24 protein-coding genes and 1 tRNA gene are annotated in these 20,215 nt (G+C 65.0%); 14 read left to right on the top strand and 11 right to left on the bottom strand.

The features are described 5' to 3' along the window. Positions 1-5 precede the first annotated feature (5 nt). Entirely contained in the window at positions 6-1,007 is a 1,002-nt protein-coding gene (locus ACFORG_RS20885) for a DUF2125 domain-containing protein (RefSeq protein WP_386737510.1), read from the top strand. A 3-nt stretch (positions 1,008-1,010) separates the two neighbouring features. On the opposite strand, the gene ACFORG_RS20880 is transcribed toward ACFORG_RS20885, so the two are convergent. The 4 genes from ACFORG_RS20880 to ACFORG_RS20865 all read right to left on the bottom strand — a co-directional run bounded on the left by ACFORG_RS20880 (position 1,011) and on the right by ACFORG_RS20865 (position 5,346). Then, complete coding sequence (locus ACFORG_RS20880) at positions 1,011-1,868, bottom strand: extensin-like domain-containing protein (RefSeq protein ID WP_386737509.1); 858 nt, start codon at positions 1,866-1,868, stop codon at positions 1,011-1,013. After that, complete coding sequence (locus ACFORG_RS20875) at positions 1,865-2,785, bottom strand: prephenate/arogenate dehydrogenase family protein (RefSeq protein WP_386737508.1); 921 nt, start codon at positions 2,783-2,785, stop codon at positions 1,865-1,867. Before ACFORG_RS20875 ends, ACFORG_RS20880 begins: the two co-directional genes overlap by 4 nt. Then, a complete protein-coding gene (gene hisC, locus ACFORG_RS20870; RefSeq protein WP_386737507.1) occupies positions 2,782-3,867 on the bottom strand; it encodes a histidinol-phosphate transaminase in 1,086 nt (361 codons plus the stop codon). The genes ACFORG_RS20875 and hisC overlap by 4 nt, the downstream gene beginning before the upstream one ends. 63 nt (positions 3,868-3,930) lie before the next feature. Beyond that, on the bottom strand, positions 3,931-5,346 hold the full coding sequence (locus ACFORG_RS20865) for an aminotransferase class V-fold PLP-dependent enzyme (protein WP_386737506.1): 1,416 nt from the start codon (positions 5,344-5,346) through the stop codon (positions 3,931-3,933). Between the two features lie 117 nt (positions 5,347-5,463). On the opposite strand from ACFORG_RS20865, the gene ACFORG_RS20860 reads away from it, so the two are divergent. Next, complete coding sequence (locus ACFORG_RS20860) at positions 5,464-5,913, top strand: Lrp/AsnC family transcriptional regulator (protein ID WP_386737505.1); 450 nt, start codon at positions 5,464-5,466, stop codon at positions 5,911-5,913. A 77-nt stretch (positions 5,914-5,990) separates the two neighbouring features. Here ACFORG_RS20860 and rpsD read toward each other — a convergent pair whose 3' ends face one another. Together rpsD and ACFORG_RS20850 are read right to left on the bottom strand one after the other, a co-directional pair. Further along, entirely contained in the window at positions 5,991-6,611 is a 621-nt protein-coding gene (rpsD, locus tag ACFORG_RS20855) for a 30S ribosomal protein S4 (protein WP_386737504.1), read from the bottom strand. A 150-nt stretch (positions 6,612-6,761) separates the two neighbouring features. Continuing rightward, positions 6,762-7,829 (bottom strand): Hint domain-containing protein, encoded by a 1,068-nt coding sequence (locus ACFORG_RS20850; RefSeq protein ID WP_386737503.1) that lies wholly within the window; start codon positions 7,827-7,829, stop codon positions 6,762-6,764. A 522-nt stretch (positions 7,830-8,351) separates the two neighbouring features. Here ACFORG_RS20850 and ACFORG_RS20845 point away from each other — a divergent pair. The 11 genes from ACFORG_RS20845 (at position 8,352) to ureG (ending at position 14,674) form a co-directional block, all read left to right on the top strand. Further along, the gene (locus ACFORG_RS20845) at positions 8,352-9,050 is read left to right on the top strand and encodes an urease accessory protein UreD (protein WP_386737502.1); all 699 of its coding nucleotides are present in this window, start codon (positions 8,352-8,354) and stop codon (positions 9,048-9,050) included. A gap of 1 nt (position 9,051) precedes the next feature. Then, positions 9,052-9,354, top strand: a complete 303-nt coding sequence (locus tag ACFORG_RS20840; protein ID WP_386737501.1) for an urease subunit gamma — start codon at positions 9,052-9,054, stop codon at positions 9,352-9,354. Positions 9,355-9,447: 93 nt separating this feature from the next. Then, positions 9,448-9,606 (top strand): hypothetical protein, encoded by a 159-nt coding sequence (locus ACFORG_RS20835; protein ID WP_386737500.1) that lies wholly within the window; start codon positions 9,448-9,450, stop codon positions 9,604-9,606. Beyond that, positions 9,603-9,911 (top strand): urease subunit beta, encoded by a 309-nt coding sequence (locus ACFORG_RS20830; protein WP_386737499.1) that lies wholly within the window; start codon positions 9,603-9,605, stop codon positions 9,909-9,911. Before ACFORG_RS20835 ends, ACFORG_RS20830 begins: the two co-directional genes overlap by 4 nt. Further along, positions 9,908-10,231: an antifreeze protein gene (locus ACFORG_RS20825; protein ID WP_386737498.1), complete on the top strand. Its 324-nt coding sequence runs from the start codon at positions 9,908-9,910 to the stop codon at positions 10,229-10,231. The genes ACFORG_RS20830 and ACFORG_RS20825 overlap by 4 nt, the downstream gene beginning before the upstream one ends. 82 nt (positions 10,232-10,313) lie before the next feature. Then, entirely contained in the window at positions 10,314-10,712 is a 399-nt protein-coding gene (locus tag ACFORG_RS20820; RefSeq protein ID WP_386737497.1) for a lysozyme inhibitor LprI family protein, read from the top strand. A gap of 145 nt (positions 10,713-10,857) precedes the next feature. Beyond that, on the top strand, positions 10,858-12,570 hold the full coding sequence (gene ureC / locus ACFORG_RS20815; protein ID WP_386737496.1) for an urease subunit alpha: 1,713 nt from the start codon (positions 10,858-10,860) through the stop codon (positions 12,568-12,570). A 141-nt stretch (positions 12,571-12,711) separates the two neighbouring features. Then, positions 12,712-12,936 (top strand): DUF1127 domain-containing protein, encoded by a 225-nt coding sequence (locus tag ACFORG_RS20810; protein ID WP_386737495.1) that lies wholly within the window; start codon positions 12,712-12,714, stop codon positions 12,934-12,936. A 19-nt stretch (positions 12,937-12,955) separates the two neighbouring features. Then, a complete protein-coding gene (locus ACFORG_RS20805; RefSeq protein ID WP_386737603.1) occupies positions 12,956-13,411 on the top strand; it encodes an urease accessory protein UreE in 456 nt (151 codons plus the stop codon). Further along, entirely contained in the window at positions 13,395-14,042 is a 648-nt protein-coding gene (locus ACFORG_RS20800; RefSeq protein ID WP_386737494.1) for an urease accessory protein UreF, read from the top strand. The genes ACFORG_RS20805 and ACFORG_RS20800 overlap by 17 nt, the downstream gene beginning before the upstream one ends. Next, complete coding sequence (gene ureG, locus ACFORG_RS20795; protein ID WP_386737493.1) at positions 14,039-14,674, top strand: urease accessory protein UreG; 636 nt, start codon at positions 14,039-14,041, stop codon at positions 14,672-14,674. The genes ACFORG_RS20800 and ureG overlap by 4 nt, the downstream gene beginning before the upstream one ends. A gap of 33 nt (positions 14,675-14,707) precedes the next feature. On the opposite strand, the gene ACFORG_RS20790 is transcribed toward ureG, so the two are convergent. After that, complete coding sequence (locus ACFORG_RS20790; RefSeq protein WP_386737492.1) at positions 14,708-16,348, bottom strand: ABC transporter substrate-binding protein; 1,641 nt, start codon at positions 16,346-16,348, stop codon at positions 14,708-14,710. A gap of 216 nt (positions 16,349-16,564) precedes the next feature. Continuing rightward, positions 16,565-16,640, bottom strand: a tRNA-Trp gene (locus ACFORG_RS20785). Between the two features lie 134 nt (positions 16,641-16,774). Here ACFORG_RS20785 and ACFORG_RS20780 point away from each other — a divergent pair. Continuing rightward, positions 16,775-17,476, top strand: a complete 702-nt coding sequence (locus ACFORG_RS20780) for a lysophospholipid acyltransferase family protein (protein ID WP_386737491.1) — start codon at positions 16,775-16,777, stop codon at positions 17,474-17,476. On the opposite strand, the gene ACFORG_RS20775 is transcribed toward ACFORG_RS20780, so the two are convergent. The 3 genes from ACFORG_RS20775 to ACFORG_RS20765 form a co-directional block, all read right to left on the bottom strand. Then, positions 17,477-18,715 carry a CoA transferase gene (locus ACFORG_RS20775; protein ID WP_386737490.1) on the bottom strand — a complete coding sequence of 413 codons (1,239 nt, stop codon included), beginning with the start codon at positions 18,713-18,715 and terminating at the stop codon, positions 17,477-17,479. Then, positions 18,712-19,545, bottom strand: coding sequence for an FAS1-like dehydratase domain-containing protein (locus ACFORG_RS20770; RefSeq protein WP_386737489.1), 834 nt, complete (start codon positions 19,543-19,545; stop codon positions 18,712-18,714). Before ACFORG_RS20770 ends, ACFORG_RS20775 begins: the two co-directional genes overlap by 4 nt. A 463-nt stretch (positions 19,546-20,008) precedes the next feature. Continuing rightward, the coding region (locus ACFORG_RS20765) for an EF-Tu C-terminal domain-related protein (protein WP_449284305.1) at positions 20,009-20,215 on the bottom strand (207 nt) is incomplete at its 5' end.

Here is a 20,215-nt window from a genome sequence, read left to right as displayed (position 1 = left end):
CCGGAATGCTCCGCTTGGTGCGTGTTCTTCTTATCCTTGCGGCGCTGTGGTCGCTATACTGGTTCGCGGCCGCCTATGGCCTGCGCTCATCGGTCAGCAACTGGTTCGCCGCGCGCGAGGCCGAGGGCTGGCAGGCCGATTATGCCGATCTTGCGACCTCGGGCTTCCCGCTTCGCCACCTCACAACGCTCACCGCACCAGCCCTTGCCGACCCGGCCACCGGCACAGCCTGGCGCGCGGACTGGCTGACCTTCGACAGTCCGGCGATCTGGCCCGGCCGGCAGACCCTGCGCTTTGCCGACACGCCGCAGCGGCTGTCCTATTTCGACCAGACCGCGGTGATCGAGGCACAAGGCATGAGCGCCGAGCTGCACCTTGCCCCCGGCGTCGCGCTGGAACTGGAACGCATGGCGCTGACCTCCGGCCCTTGGGCGCTGCGGCAAGAGGGCGGCCCGCTGGCCGAGGCGCAAAGCCTGACGCTGGAAATGGTACAAACGGATGACGCGCCGACCTATCGTATCGCTGCCAGCGCCGAGGCGTTCACCCCCGGCGACGGGCTGCGCCGGATGCTGCGCCCCACCTCTGCCCTGCCCCGCAGCTTCGAGACCGCGCAGGCCGAGATGACCGTCACCTTCGACAAGCCGTGGGACCGGACCGCGCTGGAAGAGCGCCGCCCACAACCACAGGCCGTCGATCTGCGGCTGGCCGAGTTGCACTGGGGCGAACTCAGGCTCTTTGCCACCGGATCGCTCAGTATCGACGAACAGGGCATCCCAACGGGCGAGGTCGCCATCAAGGCCGAGAACTGGCGCGAGATGCTGGCCATGGCGCAGGCTGCCGGTGCGCTGCCTCCGCAAGCCGTCGAACCCGCGGCCCGCGTGCTGGGCATGTTGGCAGGTCTCGGCGGCAACCCCAAGGCGCTCGATGCCCAGCTGAACTTCCGCGAAGGGTTCGTTGCGCTTGGCCCGATCCCCCTCGGGCCTGCGCCCCGTTTCATACTGCGCTGACGGTCAGCGGCAATAGGGTCCGCTGCGATGGCGGGCGGTGTCGAAATGAAAATGGTCGCGGTGGTAACGGTCCGCATTGGGGCCCAGCACCGTCCCAAAAGGCCCGCAGGCGCCTTTCCAAGCGCTTTGCAACAGGCGCCGCGAGCTTCCGCGCCGCCAGCCTTCCAGCACGGTAATCACCTCGCCATCCATCATGGTAAAGGCCGACAGGTCGATCGCGTTGCCCTTGGCGTGTTCGGACAGGCGCGCGCCTTTTCGGTTGTTGCGCGTGCGGCAGGCATAATGGGCGGCAACCCGCATCTCGACCACCGGCCCACGCCGGCGAAAGGTCGGCTTGAGGGTCCGCGTCGTCCATGTGTGCAGCGCATGGGCGGTGGCGCAGTTCATCAAGGCGGGTCGGCTCAGCTTCACGCCAGCAACCGACGTCACGCGCACCGCGTCCGTGATCCCGCACGCGCCCGAGCCAGGCACGTTGCCGACCTTCTCGCCCTGGATCTCTATATTGTCGCAAACGGAACCCTTGCGCTGCTTGCGTTTCCTGAACAGGAACGCCTTTTCGGCCTCCTCGGTTCGTGGCGGCGGACGCAGAGAGGTGTCAGGCCCCTGACCGCTTCCTGGCGCCGGCGCCCGCAGGGCGGCCTGGGTGACCTGCGGCGAGGGCGGGCGCACTTTGGGCCGCATCCCGTTCGTTACTTCGCTGATCGCAACTGCCACGGCCGCCTCGGCCACCGCCGCATCCGCATTCGTCATGGACGAGGGCGCAGGCCGTTCCACCGGGCGCAACGAACGCTCGGGCGCGGTCGCCGCACTCGCCCCGCCGATCAGGCAAAGCGTCAACGCGGTGACCAGGGCACGCCTCATGCCTTGACCTTTGCGCGGCCGAAATCGGGCGCGTCGGTATCCTGCCCCGCCTCGATGATCCCGCGCCGGATAGCGCGCGTATGGGTGAAATAGTCGTGCAAATGCGCCCCATCGCCGGTTCGTATGGCGCGTTGTAGCGCGAAAAGCTCCTCGGTAAAGCGCCCGAGGATCTCCAGCGTCGCGTCCTTGTTGGTCAGGAACACGTCGCGCCACATGGTCGGATCGCTCGCCGCGATGCGGGTGAAGTCGCGGAAACCGGCTGCCGAATACTTGATGACCTCGCTATCGGTGACCCGGCGCAGGTCGTCCGCGACGCCCACCATCGTATATGCGATCAGGTGCGGTGTGTGGCTGGTGACGGCAAGCACCAGGTCGTGGTGCTCGGCATCCATTTCCTCGACATTGGCGCCCATCCCCTCCCACAGCGCGCGCAGCTGCGCCACGGGTTCGGGCGGGGTGCCATCGACGGGAACCAGCAGCGTCCAGCGGTTGTCGAACAACTCGGCAAACCCCGATTCCGGCCCCGAATGCTCGGTTCCGGCCAGCGGGTGGGCGGGTACGAAATGCACACCTTCGGGAATATGCGGCGCCACCGCGTCAATGACGTGGCGCTTGACCGATCCCACGTCGGAAACCGTCGCACCCGGCTTGAGCACCGGCGCGATTTCTTCGGCGACCGCGCCCATGGCACCGACCGGCACGCACAATACGACAAGGTCCGCACCCTCGGCCGCCTCGGACGCGCTGTCGCAGACCCGGTCGCACAGGCCGATCCGCCGCGCCGTCTCGCGCGTGGCCTCCGACCGGGCATATCCCGTGACCTCACCTGCAAGCCCGGCGCGCTTGATCGCCCAAAACATCGACGAGGCGATAAGGCCCAGCCCGATCAGGGCGACACGATCATAGACATGGCTCATCCTGCGTCCTCCCGGAACGCGCGCACCGCTTCGACGACGCGTGTACAGCCATCGGCATCACCCACCGTGATCCGCAGCGCCTCGGGGAAGCCATAGCCGGCGACGCGTCGCACGATCACGCCGCGCGACTGAAGGAACAGGTCGCAGGCCTCGGCTTCCTCGCGGCTGCCGAACCGGGCAAGGATGAAATTCGTGTTCGACGGGTCCGAATAGACGCCCGCCGCCTCCAGCCCGCCCGCCAGCCAGCTGCGCAGCCGTGCGTTCTCGGCCCGGCAGAACTCGACGAACTCACGGTCCAGCACCGCCGCCTTTGCCGCTGCCAGAGCGGTCGATGACAGGTTGAAGGGCTGGCGCACCCGGTTCAGCACGTCGATGATCGCGCGCGGCCCGTATCCCCAGCCGACACGCATCCCGCCCAGACCGTAGATCTTGCTGAAGGTGCGCGTCATCACAACGTTCTCGCGTCCGTCGACGATGCCCGCGCCACCATCGAACCCGTCGACATATTCGGCATAGGCAGCATCCAGCACCAGGATCACATGCCCGGGCACGCCATCGGCCAGCCGCGCCACCTCGGCCTCGGGCAACATGGTCGAGGTCGGGTTGCCCGGATTGGTCAGGAAGACAACGCGCGTCCGCTCCCCACAGGCGGCAAGGATCGCGTCCACGTCCACACGCCGCTCACGCTCGGGCACCGATACCGGGATCGCGCCTGCCGCGCGTGCAAGGATCGGGTACATCGAGAATCCATGTTCGGTGTGAATCACCTCGTCGCCCGGCCCCGCGAAACACTGCACGATGAATTGCAGAACTTCGTCCGAGCCCACGCCGCAGATGATCCGCTCGGGATCGAGCCCATGCACCTCTCCGATGGCCGCACGCAGGCTGGCATGGTCGGTCGACGGATAGCGGTGCAGCGTCGCCGCACTGTCGCGCACGGCCTCGATCGCCTTGGGGCTGGGGCCAAAAGGGTTCTCGTTCGAACTCAGCTTGATGACATTCTGCACGCCCTGCACATGGCTCGCGCCCCCCTGGTAGAGGGCGATGTCCATGATACCGGGCTGCGGCGTGATCTTGTTCATTGGGGGCTCCTTGGATGCCCCGTCATACCGATCCCAACCCCTTGTGAAAAGCGGCAATCCCGCTCATGCGGCCTTGAAGCGCGCGGTCGCCGGGTCGGCGCGGTAATGCGCCGCAAATGCATCGCTGCGCCGCGACAGGTCGTTCACCGCGTCGATGATGAAGCGCACCGTCTCCTCGCGCATGAGGTACGAGAAATTCAGCCGCACCCAGCCCGGCTTTTCCATCTCGCGCCCCGCCGCCAGATCCGCCCGCAACGCCTCTGACGCTGCCCGGTCGATCCCCAGCAGGCGATGCGCATAGGGTCCGGCACAGGCACAACCGCCCCGCGCCTGGATGCCATGCACGTCGCTCAGCATCCGGGTGAACAGCTGCTGATGCACGGGCGCGCCCGCCCCGTCGCTGACCCGGAAGGAGAAGATCGGCAACCGGTGCGGATGATCGACCCCCAGCAGCATAAGGTGCGGATTGTCCCGCCAACCCTCCAGCGCCATGGCGTTGTAGCGCGCCTCGCGCACCGCGATCTCGCTCACGCCCACCGCATCCTTGACCATGAAAGCCAGCGCCGCGCGGATATCCCCGATCACGTTGGGCGTGCCCGCTTCTTCGCGCGCCTCCAGCGAGGCGCTGTAATCCTGCCCCCAGGGCGAAACAAAGCTGACCGTGCCGCCGCCCGGCCAGCTTGGCCGATCCAGCCGCACCGCGTCGCGTCGGACAATCAGCACGCCCGAGGCGCCCGGCCCGCCCGGAAACTTGTGCGGCGAGACGACGACCGCATCCTTGGCCGTTTCCCCCTGCCCCATCTCGATCGGCAGGTAAGGCCCACCCCCGGCGTAATCCCACACCGCCAGCGCCCCATGCGCCTTGAGCATCCGCGTCACCGGGTCCGGGTCCGTGACGATCCCGGTCACGTTCGAGGCGGCCGAAAACGCACCCACGACCACGTCTGCGCCTCGCGCCGCGATCAGCGCAGCCTCAAGCGCGGCAATGTCGGGGCCACCCTGCGGTCCTTCGGGGATCTCGACAACCTCGGCTCCGCTTTCACGCCAAGGCAGGATGTTGGAGTGATGCTCGTAGGGGCCGATCAGAACAACCGCACGACCCGCCTGCCGCAGCCCGAACAGGCTGACCAGCCGGTTCAGCCCGGCCGTCGCGCCCGATCCGGCAAAGATCACCGCGTGGTCCGGCCCCGCTCCGACCGCGCGCCCGATCTCCGCCCGCGCCTCGGCCCGCATCCGCGTGACGTAGCCACCGCAAAAGGACGCCTCGGTATGGCTGTTGGCATAGAACGGCAGAACCTGTTCCGCGACAAAGCTTTCGACCTGCCGCAGCGCCCGCCCCGAGGCCACGTAATCGGCATAGACCAGCGGCACATCGCCCTGCAGTCCCGGGATCATCATCCCCTCACCGATCAACCCGTCCGACAGGCGACCGGCGGCAACGTCTTCTCTTATCTGCTCACGGAAACGGGACAGGGACATCGGCGCACCTCACTCTCAAGATGCTTGCACTCTGACCCAAAGGATTGCAGTATTCTCACCAATTCCTGAAACATATTGACAAATTATTAGGTCAATTGATCTGCATTTAGGAGCACTATGGACCAATTTGACCACAAGATCATTCGCGCCCTGCAACAGGATGCCTCGCTCTCGCAGCGTGACCTCGCCGACCGCGTCGGCCTGTCACAGAATGCCTGCTGGCGCCGGCTGAAAAACCTGACCGACAAGGGCATCCTGCAAGGGTCCACCGCACGCGTCAGCCGTGAGAAACTCGGCCTCGATCTCGTGGTTTTCGTCATGCTGCGCACCCGGCACCATTCGGCCGAATGGTTGCAGGTCTTCCGCCGGCACGTCCTCACCATCCCCGAGGTCGTGGATTTCCACCGCATCGGCGGCGATTACGACTACCAGCTCAAGGTCGTGACCGAGGACATGGCGAGCTATGACAAGGTTTATCAACGCCTGATCGAGAAGGTCGAGCTGGACAGCGTCACCTCCTATTTCGCGATGGAGGCCATCGCCGAAAACCGCCCCCTGCCGATCTGAAACCGCAAAACGAATCGAACAACGAAAAAGACCGCGCCAAATGGCGCGGTCTTCTGAATTCCGACAGGTCCCAGACCTTAGTTCTGAGCGTAGTATTCGATGACGAGGTTCGGTTCCATCATCACCGGGTAAGGCACATCGCCCAGCGCCGGGGTGCGAACGAAGGTCGCGCTCATCTTCGAGTGGTCGACATCCAGGTAATCGGGAACGTCACGCTCGGGCAGCTGGGCGGCTTCGAGAACCAGCGCCATCTGCTTGGACTTGTCGCGGACCTCGATCACGTCGCCTTCCTTCACGCGGTAGGAGGGGATGTTCACCCGCTTACCGTTCACAAGGACATGGCCGTGGTTCACGAACTGACGCGCGGCAAAGATGGTCGGCACGAACTTGGCGCGGTAGACGACCGCGTCCAGACGGCGCTCCAGCAGGCCGATGAGGATCTCACCGGTGTCACCGCGGCGACGCTCGGCCTCGGCATAGATGCGGCGGAACTGCTTTTCGGTCAGGTCGCCGTAATAACCCTTCAGCTTCTGCTTGGCGCGCAGCTGCAGGCCAAAGTCGGACATCTTGCCCTTGCGGCGCTGGCCGTGCTGGCCGGGGCCGTACTCGCGGCGGTTGACCGGGGATTTCGCGCGACCCCAGATGTTTTCGCCCATCCGGCGGTCGATCTTGTACTTGGCAGACGTGCGTTTGGTCACGGCTGATCTCCTTCGTTTCAGTTTCGAAGGGCGTTGTCCTCTCGCCGGATTTGGCCGACGTGACAGGCATCCCCTTGCGGGGGCCACCAACACCAATGAAGCCGCGCTTATATCCGCGCAGTTTCCCAAGTCAACAGCGAATCTGTCCGCTTACGCCGCTTCGTAGCGCAGCAGGGCCGACTCGGTATCGCTCAGGCTGCGCCGCGCGAACCCGCCATAGCTCAACGGGTCGGAATCAATGCCCGGCAAATGCCGCAGCAACCGGTCGCGATCCGGGTCGGTCAGGGTCTCGAAGGCCGCGTTCGCCGGGTGGAAACTTTCCGTCTCGATTCCGTTGGCCCACAGGATCTGGTGGGTCGGAAGCAACATGTGGATATAAGTCACCTGCCGCACCGTCAGATCGACGCCGATCGTGCTGTCGTTGACCAGTTCGCGCGCCGGGACCAGCACCTCCGAGGTGTTGAACAGCGCCTGCGCCACCGGGCCGCGCACCAGCATCCGATGCTCGGGCGACACCAGCAGTTCGTCATCGGGCCGGTCGATGCCCAGCGCACCCGCACGAATCCGCACCGGCCGCAGCTTGGGCATGACGAACAGCCTCGCGCCCGTCATCTGCCGGCGGCCGATCCATTGTATCTCCTGCGGGCCGCTGTCGCGGGTCTGAACCTTGTCGCCCTCGCGCAGCAATTCCACCGGCACCGGCCCCGTCGGCGTGGTGATCCGCGTGCCCGGCGTGAAACAGATGACACCCGTATCGGGCTGGTGCGGGCGCGTGACCGTGTTGCCGCCCCCCAGCGTGTGATGCACGACCCACAGATCGGTGTCGCGCGGCGGCATCTCGTCGAGGAACATCAACAAGGGCGGCGCCTGCGTGCCGCTCTCGATCACCGTGACCGTGAAACTCTTGGCGCCATTCGTCACGACAAAGCTCTGATCCATCAGCGGATCGTCCACCTCGATCGCGTCGATATCGGTGCGGTGCTGGACCGCTGCCCCGACCAACCGGCGCACCTTGCGCGCCGCACGCCGTCTAAGTGCATCTGCACCATCCGCCCGATCCAACCGCAAAAGCCCGTTGGGCCCATCCACCTGAACGGGTTCCCCCTGCCACGACCAGACCGCGCCCACCGCGAGGGCGTCGATCGGGGCGGCCTGAAGACCGTCGATATCTGTTTGCGACCAGGAAATGACGAACGTGCCACGAAAGCCCGTTTTCATCTGCCTGTATGCCTGCCACTGCTCTTCTTTTTATGGGGAGAGGTTAACAAAACCCGAGTGGGCCAAAAAGAATAGTTGAATATCACTGGCTTGGATGGTGACTTTAATGTCTCACCACTCACAACCCGCCCTTGTTGAGACTTGACCAGTCCCATTTTGAGACAAGTGTGACACAACTATGGCCGCAATTTGTGGATGTTGCGACGCTCTGCGCACACCGAATTCGCGCATCGCCCGATTTTTGAGCACTCGCCCCAAATGCGCCCGCGAAATGCGCAAACAGGCGTCCAGGGGTGGATCTGCTGGCCTCTCCTCCTGACAGATCCGCGCGCTTCGGGTCTCTGCTCGGGTCAAGCATTCCTCAATCCGGGGCGTACCCGCATCACGCAGTCTCTTCCAATATCCCGGCGAACCGCCGCCCCGGTACAACCTCGCGCCAGGGGCAGCGCCCGGCTGACCGCACGCCCGGTTGAGGGGCGCAGCAACATATCCGCGCTGCGTCAGCAGGGCTCTCTCAAGCTGTTGTTTCCCCGTCGCGATACCGACGCGCTGCAGGCGGTCACGGTCAATACCGCGGGCGGAATAACTGCGGGCGACCGCTTCACGCTCGACTCCCGCGCCGAGCAGGGCGCCGCCCTGACCCTCACCACGCAGGCCGCCGAACGGGCCTATCGCGCGACGGGGACAGAGGCCGGACGGCTCGACACACAGCTTTCCGCCGGCCCGAATGCCCGGCTGACATGGCTGCCGCAGGAAACGATCCTGTTCGAAGGATGCAACCTGCGCCGCCGCCTGCATGTCGATCTTGCGGAAACCGCGCAGCTCCTGCTGTGCGAACCGCTGGTCTTTGGTCGCGCAGCCATGGGTGAATCCCTGCGCGCGGCGCGGTTTGACGATCGCATAACCGTCACCCGCGCGGGCGCCCCCCTGTTCCTCGACGCGATGCGCCTCGATGGCGACATCGCCGCGCATCTGGCACGCCCCTTCACCGGGGCCGGTGCTGGCGCCCTTGCCACGTTGTTGCTGGTCCGCCCCGATGCCGAAGGGCAGCTTGCCCCGATACGCGCCATGTTGCCGGATACCGGTGGCGCCAGCCTGCTGGCCCCTGACGTGCTGCTGCTGCGCCTGCTCGCCTATGACGGGTTCGACCTGCGCCGCAGCCTCGTGCCCGTACTGCGCCGCCTTCTCGACAGCGACCTTCCCCGACCATGGATGATCTGACATGAACCTGACCCCCCGCGAAAAAGACAAGCTCCTCGTCGCCATGGCCGCCGAAGTGGCGCGCAAACGCCTGGCCCGAGGCGTCAAGCTGAACCACCCCGAGGCGATTGCGCTGATCACCGACGCCGTCGTCGAGGGCGCGCGCGACGGTCGCTCGGTCGCCGACATGATGGAGGCCGGCGCACAGGTGGTCACCCGCGATCAATGCATGGAGGGCGTGCCCGAGATGATCCACGAGATCCAGGTCGAGGCCACCTTTCCCGACGGAACCAAGCTGGTCACCGTCCACGACCCCATCCGTTGAGGGAACCCATCTCCGCCGTCACGCGTTTGCAGGTGCCGCATGGCCAAGAACCAATCGAGCAGAAACCAATAAACAACCCCCTGAGGACAGTTCATGACACGTTACATCCTTCCCGCTCTCATCGTCACCGCCGGCCCCGCCCTTGCGCATCCCGGCGTCCACCTGCACCCGCATGGCGCGGGCGACTGGATGACCGTGGCCATCGGCCTCGCCTTTACCGCGCTCGCAGTCTTTCTCGTGGTGCGCAGATGATCCCGGGCGAGGTCCTGCCCGCCGATGGCAGCCTGACCCTCAACGCCGACCGCGAGGCCTTCACCCTGATGGTCGCCAATACCGGCGACCGCCCGGTGCAGGTCGGCTCGCACTACCATTTCGCCGAGGCCAACCCGGCGCTGGACTTCGACCGCGCCGCGGCGCGCGGCTGCCGCCTCGACATCGCGGCAGGCACCGCCGTCCGGTTCGAGCCGGGCCAGCGGCGCGAGGTCGCGCTCATCCCGATTGCCGGGGCGCGCCGCGTCTATGGTTTCAACGGGCAGATCATGGGTCAGCTGGAATGAAGCCCACGGCCTTTCCCGATCCCGTCGCGCTCTTTCGTGCACAGCTCTTCGTCGGGCTGATGGCGATGGAGGCCAGCGCGGTAATCTGGATGCGCGTGCTTGGTATGGGCGGCCTCTGGGCCGTTCCAAAAAGTGAAAACAGCCGCATGGTGGCCGAGAAACAGCTTGCCTTCACCCTCGCCGGGCAAAAGGCCCTGACCGCGATGGCACATGGCAAGCCCGCCGACGCCGTGCTGATGGCCGCCGCCCGGCCTCTGCGCCGCAAAACCCGCGCCAATCGCAAACGGCTGACCGGGCTGGGACCGCGCCGGATCGGCTGACAGACCAAACTGCTCACCATGCTGGCAAGACCGGCCCGGACCGCCTAGGATCAGGCGCATCGCACCCCGTGGGAGGATCCCGATGCGCCTGACAGCCGCCTTTTCTACCCTGGCAGCGATCTTCGCCACCGCCCTGCCCGCAGAACAGCTCGACTGCAACAACCCCAAGACACAGCTGGAAATGACCGGCTGCGCCTCACAGGCATACGAGGCCGCCGACCGCGACCTGAACGCAAGCTGGCCGGGCGCGATGGACATGGCCCGCCGCCTCGATCAGAGCCTGCAACCCGGCCAGACACCCGCGGCCGAGATCCTGCGCGACGCCCAGCGCAAATGGATCGCCTTCCGCGACGCCGCCTGCACGGCCGAAAGCCTCGTGGCCCGGGGCGGGTCGATGCAGAACCAGCTGTTCTTCATCTGCATGGAGCGGCTGACCCGCCAAAGGACACGGGAGCTGCGCGAATTTGGCAGGATGAACTGACCGCCTAAAAATCGGGCAATGCACCTAAAAATGCGCCAAATCGGCCCGCTCACCGCACCTGCCCTGCCTGCCAAAGTGGCGGCATCTTTTCGCGATCCGCCCCGCGCCCGACAAAGGGGGCGGACAGAAAACGGAACATGCCCCCATGCCAGCACAGATCAAACGCGCCGATTATGCCGCCATGTTCGGCCCCACCACCGGCGACCGGGTCCGGCTGGCCGATACCGACCTCGTGATCGAAGTCGAACGCGACCTCACCGGCCCTTATGGCGAAGAGGTCAAGTTCGGCGGCGGCAAGGTCATCCGCGACGGCATGGGCCAATCGCAAACCACCCGCGCCGAGGGCGCGATGGATACCGTCATCACCAACGCCCTGATCGTCGACTGGACCGGCATCGTGAAGGCTGATGTCGGCCTCAGGGACGGGCGGATCGCCCGCATCGGCAAGGCCGGCAACCCCGACACGCAGCCCGGTGTCGACATCATCGTCGGACCGGGGACCGAGGTGATCGCCGGCGAGGGCCGCATCCTGACAGCAGGCGGGTTCGACAGCCACATCCACTTCATCTGCCCGCAACAGATCGAGGATGCGCTGCATTCCGGCCTGACCACCATGCTGGGCGGCGGCACCGGTCCCGCGCATGGCACGCTGGCCACCACCTGCACACCCGGGCCGTGGCATATCGGGCGGATGCTTCAGGCCGCCGACGCCTTCCCGATGAACCTGGCCTTCGCGGGCAAGGGCAACGCCTCGCTGCCCGCCGCGCTTCGGGAACAGGTGCGCGCCGGGGCCTGCGCGCTGAAACTGCACGAGGATTGGGGCACCACGCCCTCTGCCATCGACTGCTGCCTATCGGTCGCCGATGACATGGACGTGCAGGTGATGATCCACACCGACACGCTCAACGAATCCGGCTTTGTCGAAAACACGGTGGCCGCCATGAAGGGCCGCACCATCCACGCCTTCCATACCGAGGGCGCGGGCGGCGGCCACGCCCCCGATATCATCAAGATCTGTGGGGAGGAGCATGTGCTGCCGTCCTCGACCAACCCCACCCGCCCCTTCACCGTGAACACCCTCGAGGAACATCTCGACATGCTCATGGTCTGCCACCACCTCGACAAATCGATCCCCGAGGATGTGGCCTTTGCCGAAAGCCGCATCCGGCGCGAAACCATCGCCGCCGAGGACATCCTGCACGACATGGGCGCGTTTTCGATCATCGCCTCCGACAGCCAGGCCATGGGCCGCGTCGGCGAGGTGCTGATCCGCACATGGCAGACCGCCGACAAGATGAAGAAACAGCGCGGTCGTCTGGCCGAGGAAACCGGCGACAACGACAACATGCGCGTGCGCCGCTACATCGCGAAATACACGATCAACCCCGCCATCGCCCACGGAATAGGGCACGAGATCGGGTCGGTCGAAGAAGGCAAACGCGCCGATCTCGTTCTCTGGAACCCCGCCTTCTTCGGCGTGAAGCCGGAAATGGTGCTTCTGGGCGGCACCATCGCGATGGCGCAGATGGGCGATCCCAACGCCTCGATCCCCACGCCGCAGCCTGTGTATTCTCGGCCGATGTTCGGGGCCTACGGCCGTTCGGTCGAAAACTCGGCCGTCACCTTCGTCTCGGCCGCGGCCCAGGCCGAAGGCATCGGCGACGCGCTTGGCCTCGCCAAGCAGACGCTCGCCGTCAACAACACGCGCCAGATCGGCAAGCGAGATCTCAAGCTCAACACCGCCACACCGCACATGGAGGTGAACCCCGAAACCTACGAGGTGCGCGCCGATGGCGAGCTTCTCACCTGCCAGCCCGCCGAGGTTCTGCCAATGGCGCAGCGCTATTTCCTGTTCTGAAACCGAAGGCCGTTGTCATGACCTTACGCGATTTGCACCACGTGCACGGCGGGTATTCCCCTGCCGCACTGGCAAATGCTGCACCTGCAGCATATCTTCGATGCCAATGGGAGGAGTTGTACGAAAGAGGATACATCTCCGATGGCAAACATCACCACGAACAACCCGGCCAGCACCGGATTTCTCAGCGGCATCTCGGGCTTCTTCGCCGCGATTGGCAACGGCCTTGTGAAGATCGCCGAGAACGACTCGCGCGTGCAACGCGCACAGACGCTGAACGCGCTCAGCGATGCCGAACTCGCCCAGCGCGGGCTCAAGCGCGACGAGATCGTCGCACATGTCTTCCGGTCCAGCTACTACGTCTGACCGTGCCGGGGGCGCAGGCATGACCGCCCCCGCCCTGACCGCGCTGAGTTATCACGCGCACGCGCACCGGCCCGAGCGGGCCGGACGTGTCTCGCTTGACTACGAGGGCCGCTTCCTGCGCCGCAAGGTTCTGACGCTAGACGATGGCCGCCCCCTGCTCGTCAACCTGCCCAAGACCACATCCCTGGACCATGGCGGCGTTCTCGTGCTGGATGGCGGCGGAGAGATCGAGATCATCGCCGCGCCCGAACCGCTGCTCGAGGTGACGGGCTCCGACCTCATCCGCCTCGCCTGGCATATCGGCAACCGCCACACGCCCTGCCAGATCGGCGCCGACCGGCTGCTGATCCAGCGCGACCACGTGCTGCACGACATGCTCACCCGGCTGGGCGCGACCCTGCGCGAGGTGACCGAACCCTTCACCCCCGAAGGCGGCGCTTACGGCCACGGACGCACCCATGGCCACAGCCACTGACACGCTGACGCTCGCCCAATGGCTGTCGCCCGCCTACCCCGTCGGCGCATTCGCTTATTCGCACGGGCTGGAACGCGCGGTGCATGATGGCTGGGTGCACGACACGGGCAGCCTCGCCGCATGGCTGCGCGACGTGCTGCGCCACGGCGCCGGCCGGTCCGATGTGCAGTTTCTGGCCGCCGCCTACCGCGCCGACACGGAACAGGACCTTGCCGGAGTCGACGCCACCTGCCGCGCCTATGCCGGCAGCGCCGAGCGTCTGGCCGAGACCACGCGGCTCGGCACCGCCTTCACCCGCATCACCGCCCCGGTCTGGGGTCTCGACCTCTCACCCTCGACCTATCCCGTGGCGCTGGGGCGCGCGGCGCGGTTGCGCGGTCTGCCTCTCTCTCTGACCGCGCAGATGTACCTCCACGCCATGCTGGGCAGCCTGCTTTCGGCCGCGCAGCGCCTGATGCCGCTGGGCCAGACCGCGGCGCAATCGCTGCTGCACGACCTGACACAAGAAGCCATCGAAACCGCGGACGAGTCCATCGAACACGGTCTCGATCGCCTCTCCACCACGTCGCTCATGGCCGAGATCGCCGCCATGCGCCACGAAACACAAAGCCCAAGGATATTCGCGACATGACCCAGGCAAACGGCCCCCTACGCGTCGGCATCGGCGGTCCCGTCGGCGCTGGCAAGACCAGCCTCACCGCGGCGCTTGTCCGCGCCCTGTCGGGGCGCTGCTCGCTCGGCGTCATCACCAACGACATCTACACGCAAGAGGATGCCGAGGCGCTGATGCGGCTGCAACTGCTCCCGCAGGACCGTATCATCGGTGTCGAAACCGGCGGCTGCCCGCATACCGCGATCCGCGAGGATGCCTCGATCAACCTCGCCGCCGTGGCCGAGCTGACCGACCGTCACCCCGACCTCGACCTCGTGCTGATCGAATCGGGCGGCGACAACCTGTCGGCCACCTTCAGCCCGGAACTTGCCGATCTCACGCTCTACGTGATCGACGTCGCCGCCGGAGAAGAGATCCCCCGCAAGGGTGGGCCTGCCATCACCCGGTCGGACCTGCTGGTCATCAACAAGATCGACCTTGCCCCCCATGTCGGCGCCGACCTTTCGGTCATGGAGCGTGACGCCACCCGCGTACGCGAAGGGCGCCCCTTTGTCTTCACCGCCGTGCGGCTGGGCGAAAACATCGACCCGGTGGCCGATTTCATCTTGGAAATGGGCGGGCTTGACGCCCGCCCAAAACGCCGCGCCTGATCCGGACCGAGGGGAACCGGGCCAGGCGCACCGTCACGCTGCAAAGCCCAGCTTGGCCACGTGTATCTCGAAGGTAGGGTGCATCTGTGCACCCACCACGTTTTCCCTGTGATGCCGATAGATCGACCGCCAGTATGGCTGGATGATCACACCCTCGTCCTGCATGATCTTCTGCAGCTTCGCCATGACCTCGCGTCGTTGCTCGGCATCCGCGATCGACAACGCCTCTTTCAGAAGCGTGTCAAACTCCTCGTTGGCGAAACCGGTCTCGTTCCACGGCTCACCCGACCGATAGGCCAGCGCCAGCACCTGCACCCCCAGGGGCCGCTGCGCCCAATCGGTCGTCGAGAACGGGTATTTCGCCCAATCGTTCCAGAAGGTCGAGCCGGGCAGAACCGTCCGCTTCACGCCTATCCCCGCATCGCGCAGCATCGCCGCCGCCGCGTCCGAGGTGTTCTTGCGCCAGGTATCGTCGATCGAGATCAACTCATGTTCGAAATCGGCCATGCCGGCCTCTTCCATCAACGCCACGGCGCCCTCGGGGTCGAATACCGGCGCCGGAATCTCGGCATATTCGGGATGGATGGGCGAGACATGGTGGTTCTCGGCGACACGGCCATTGTTCGAGAATCCCAGTTCCAGCAGAACCGAATTGTCCACCGCCATCGCCAGCGCACGGCGCACCCGCGCATCGGCATAGGGTTTCATCCCGTCCACCTCTGCCTGCTGGTTGGTGCGGATCACGACGGTGTTGGCGGTCACAGCCTCGGACTTGGTCCAGCCGATCCCGTCCAGCACGAGGATGAAGTCGCCCAGCGATTCATAGATCATGTCCACCTCGCCCGAATCCACCGCGGCCACGATCCCGGCCTGCTCGGTCCCGAAATCGAGGTATTCGATCCGGTCCAGCCAGGCGCCCTCGCCCCACCATTCATGGTTCTCGTTCCGCACCAGCACGGCCCGCTCTCCCACGCTGAACTCTTCCGGCATGTACGGGCCCGTCCCGATCGGGTTGTCCAGCGGATCGCCGTTGAAGCTCGGGTGCACGATCGCGGCTGGGTAGTCCGAGAACCCCGCGATCAGCGTGATATCGGGCTGGACCAGCGTCAGCTTGACGGTGCCGTCGTCAACCACGGCAATCGCCCCTTCGCGCGCCTGTCCCGTTTCGGGATCGACCAGCGAGCCCATGCGCGATGCCATCGAGTTGCCTTCGACCCCCGTCTCGCACCAGCGGGCGATGTTGAACGCCACATCCCCGGCGGTGAACGGATCGCCATTGCTCCACTTGACGCCGGGCCGCACCTTGAGCAGGTACTCGGTCGCGTCGTCATTCACCTCCCACGCTTCCAGCAGCATCGGCTCAAAGCTTCCGTCGATCTGGTACTCGACGAGGTACTCCAGGTAGCCGCGGGTAAAATTCGACATCTGCGGCCAGTCATAGGCGCGCGGATCCTTCAGCGCCTTGACCGAGGATTCGATGCGCATTGTGCCGCCCTGTTGCACGGCACCCGCGGCGCGCGCGGGCTTCGCCTGACCCAGCAGCCCATAGGCAAGCGCGGCGCTGACACCAAGCGATGTGGCACGGGTCAGGAACTCCCGTCGCGACAGGGTCCCGGCGCGGACCTCCTCGGCATAGGCACGGGCGGCGGGGTGGATGCGATTTGTGTGGGGCATGTATCTCACTCTGAAGAGTTGCGTGCACCCGCCGCCCTGACGGCACCGGGTTACTGGCGCAGACCATAGCCCGAATGCGACATCGTCAACGAAAAACGACATTTTTCCGCCACCCCAGTCTCCCCCGCCGGGGCACCCGTGCGTTAACGGAAAATTATGTACAAAACGGTCATTCCACCCTCGGAACGATGTACAAAACGGTCAATTTCAGGGAAATGGCAGGGGCAGCAGGGTTCGAACCCGCGACCTACGGTTTTGGAGACCGTCGCTCTACCAACTGAGCTATACCCCTAGAGTGGGGGTCAAATATGCCAGAGACAGGCGGGACTCAAGAGGGTTTTTTCACTTTTCCTGCCCTGTCGCAAAGTTGGCCTTGCCCCCGTCATCCGTTATCAAGGCGCGCAGCCAGACAGGAGAGAACCGCACGTGAGCCTGCGCAAGAAACTCGCCGACAGCGAAGCCGTCCTGAACTGGGCCGCCCGCCGCATCGCCGCCTATATCCGGCGCGTTCACCGCAACACGCGCTGGCAGCGGATCGGCTACGAAGAGCTTGACCAACTGGCCGAGGCAGGCGAACCGGTCATAGTTGTGCTTTGGCATCAGAGACTTGCGCAGTCGCCATACTTCTTTCCGCTCGACAAGGGGCGTATCTGTTCGATCACTTCGGCTGCGCGCGCAGGCAGCATGGTGGGGCGCGTGCAAAAGCTCTTCGGCATGGATACGATCGCGATGTCGAGCCACAAACGCCATGTCGCGCTCTCGCGCGAGGTGCTGGGCAAGATGAAACAGGGCATTTCCATCGGAATCGCCGCCGACGGCCCGCGCGGCCCCGAGCGTGTCAGCTCCACAGTTCCGCTGGTTTGGGCGCGCAGCTCGGGTAAGCGGGTCTTTGGTATCACCTATTCCGTCCGTCACGGCCGCGAGGCCGCCACCTGGGACCGCCTCCTCCTGCCCCGCCCCTGGCGCAACGAGGGCGTATTCCTTTGTTCTGAATGGACAAAACCGGTACCGCGCAAGGCAAACGAAGAAGAAATCGAAGCGCTGCGCCTCGACCTCGAAGAGCACATGAACCGCATCACCGCCGAGGCTGATCGCATGGTCGGGCGCGAACCTTGGCAGCCGAAATGATCAGGCTGCGGGCCGCGCCTGACGTCTCGGCCCGTCTACCACACCGCGGTCGAACAGGCCCGCGATCTCGCGATCATCAAGACGCGCCACATCGGCAAGAATCTCTTCGGTATCCGCACCAAGGGCTGGCGCTGCCTCGGGCCGCTGCCGACGATGAGAGCCGAACTCGACAGGCGATCCCGGAACAGGAAAACGCCCCAGACCCGGTTGATCGAGCACACTGAACATCGGGTTCGCGTCACTCAGGTCGGGATCCTCGACAACGGCCTGTTTCATAGTCCGGAACACCGACCAAGTGATCCCCTTTCGGTCAAATTCCGACGCAAAATCAGTCAATTCTCGCGCCGCGAACCACGGTGCAAGGATGGCGGAGATCACATCGCGCAGTTTCCAGCGGTTCCCCTCCTCCGCAAGGTCCAGCCCACTCGCGGCCGCAATTGCATCCATTGCATCTCCAGTGCCGGTCACCTTGACCAACCCGTCCCATTGGCGCCGGGTGAGACCGATCACCATCACACGGTTCCCGCAGGCACAGACGAAATCCTGGCCATATGCACCGTAGAGCGCATTGCCGCTTTTTTCCCGCGCAACCGGGTTCAGGACTGCATCGCCAATCATTCCCAGATGACCGACCATTGCAGCTGCAACATCCTTCAACGTGAGATCAACCGCCTGCCCTATGCCCGACCGCAAACGATGGCGCTCCGCTGCCAAAAGCGCCGAAACTACCACGTTCCCTGCGATAAGGTCCCACGCCGGCAAAGCGTTGGCCACCGGCGCGTCGTAACCCTCGGGGCCTGTAATGTCCGGGATGCCCAAGCCGGGGTTGACCGTGTAATCGACCGCGGGACGCCCATGCCGGTCGCCGGACAATGTCACCATGATTAGGTCTTTCCGGTATTGCGACAGAGTCTCGTGATCCATCCAGCCGCGCACACGCAGGTTCGTGATGAAAAGCCCTGCATCCGGCCCCGGAGCGGTCACGATGCGCGTGATCAGCTCCCTCCCCTCGGGGCTGCGCATGTCAACTGCGACCGAGCGTTTCCCCTTGTTCAGCCCCGCCCAGAACAGGCTTTGGCCGGACGGGGCCAATGGCCAGCGCCCGGCATCCAGGCCGCCTTCGATCCGGTCGAAGCGGATGACCTCGGCGCCCATCTGTGCCAGCAGCAAGCCGGCCAGCGGAACGGCCACAAAGGCAGAGCCCTCGACGACCCGCATTCCGTTCAGGATCCCGTTCATACCGTGCCCTGCCAGATTGCTGTTGCCTGCATGCCCTGGTGACCGCCCTGTCCCGTACACAGCATAAGCGAGCCGTCGATGTCATCGGTTGCAGCAATGTCGAGGGGCTCGCCTGCAAACATGGGGTGAACGGCGCGGAAATGAAATTCGCATGGTGGACGACCCCGGTACTGCGTCGCCGCCTGCATCAGGAGTGTGGCCTGAAGCGGACCGTGCACGACAAGACCGGGATAGTGCTCGACCTCGCGGGCATAGGCGAGATCGTAGTGGATACGATGCGCGTTGAAGGTAATCGCGGAATAGCGGAACAGCAGCGTTTCGGTCATCGCCATCTTGCTGGCAAAATCGGGTGAGGCAGGCATTTCGCGCTTGCGGGGCGGGGTGTAGCTGTCAGGTATTGGCAGATAGACGATATCCTGCCGCTCTTCGATCGCGATGCCCCTTTCCCCGCGGATGACATGATCGACGGTCACAAGCACCATCGGCCCATCCTTCTCCTCGACTTTGCGCACTGTCGATTGTCGCGTCATCCGCTCGCCAACCCGCAAGGGCGCGTGAAACCGAAGCGCTCCCCCCGCCCACATCCGACGCTCAAGCCGAACCGGCGGAAGGAAGTCGCCGACCATCGGATGCCCGTCGCGGCCTAGCTCCTCCATCGAGGCCGCGTTCGGGAAGGCGCACCAGTGCCACAACAGGGGCAGCACGTCGCCGGGAAGGCGTGTACCGGGATCGGCAAGAACAGACGCGATCCGTTGCGCCTGCGGCTCGGACACTCCGCCGCGCTGGTCATCGACACGCCCCTGCCAGGCCTGGATATTCAACTGATCCATGATGCTATCCTCCCTTGGACATCTGCGAGCGTGTCGGGAGAGTGAAAAAAAATCAAATGATTTTAGCTACTTAGCGGAGTACCATTGTATACGGAGACCGAAATATGCAGCTGCGGCAAGACCTCGTCACCTGAAATGTAACGGAGAATTCGCCTTGCGTTTGCACCTGCGGCGCCGCGGTATTCTTTGGTCTACAATTCCAAATTGCGGCTTGGTACCCGAGCCGGATGATTCGTTTTCCACATGATAAAGCGCTACGAGACGGCGCACCGCCCGGTCCAGCGCAAAAAAGGCCGCCCTTGTTGGGGCGGCCTTCTTTGGGTTCCTGTCGGATCAGTCGATGATCTTCGACACGCTGTTCCCGGCGCGTCTCGGGATCATCGGCCGGTCCTGTCGGATCAGCCGATGATCTTCGACACGCTGTTCGTTGCGCGTCTCGGGGCCATCGGCCGATCCTGTCGGATCAGTCGATGATCTTCGACACGACGCCGGCGCCGACGGTGCGGCCGCCTTCGCGGATCGCGAAGCGCAGGCCGTTTTCCATCGCGATCGGGGCGATCAGCTCCACGGTGAAGGCAACGTTGTCGCCCGGCATCACCATCTCGGTGCCTTCGGCCAGCGTCACGGTCCCGGTCACGTCGGTCGTCCGGAAGTAGAACTGCGGACGGTA

This window comes from Lutimaribacter marinistellae, from assembly GCF_042648365.1.
GTDB lineage: Bacteria > Pseudomonadota > Alphaproteobacteria > Rhodobacterales > Rhodobacteraceae > Lutimaribacter_A > Lutimaribacter_A marinistellae.
Note: the sequence above shows the minus strand (reverse complement) of the source record. Positions and strands in the feature narration are given on the sequence as shown.